Origin of the sequence: Pseudomonas sp. 32_A (assembly GCF_017490905.1) — a bacterium.
Lineage (GTDB): Bacteria > Pseudomonadota > Gammaproteobacteria > Pseudomonadales > Pseudomonadaceae > Aquipseudomonas > Aquipseudomonas inefficax.
Genome location: NZ_JAFGYI010000406.1, coordinates 1 through 429, shown reverse-complemented (window position 1 = coordinate 429; position 429 = coordinate 1). Strand labels below are relative to the sequence as shown.

Here is a 429-nt window from a genome sequence, read left to right as displayed (position 1 = left end):
GTCAATGCGGACACGCATTCGGCACCTTTCACAACGGATCGTCCGGCACGTACCTGCCGGTGAAGGGATACCACTCATGGCAACGGTGACTTTCGATCACGCCACCCGCATCTACCCGGGCAATGACCGCCCGAGCGTGGACGCGCTGAACCTCGCGATCTCCGACGGCGAGTTCCTCGTCCTGGTCGGCCCCTCCGGATGCGGCAAGTCCACTTCTCTGCGCATGCTCGCCGGTCTGGAGGACGTCAACTCCGGGCGCATTCTCATCGGGGACAAGGACGTCACCGATGTCCAGCCCAAGGACCGCGACATCGCCATGGTCTTCCAGAACTACGCCCTGTACCCGCATATGAGCGTGCACGACAACATGGGCTTCGCCCTCAAGATTGCGGGCACCCCTAAAGACGAGATCGACAAGCGGGTCAGGGA

Annotated in this window: 1 protein-coding gene; it reads left to right on the top strand. The window is 62.2% G+C overall.

The genetic code is table 11. From position 1 onward, the window contains the following. Nucleotides 1-76 precede the first annotated feature (76 nt). Nucleotides 77-429, top strand: a 353-nt coding sequence (locus J5M58_RS27255) for an ABC transporter ATP-binding protein (RefSeq protein ID WP_207880591.1), incomplete at its 3' end; no start/stop codon positions are given.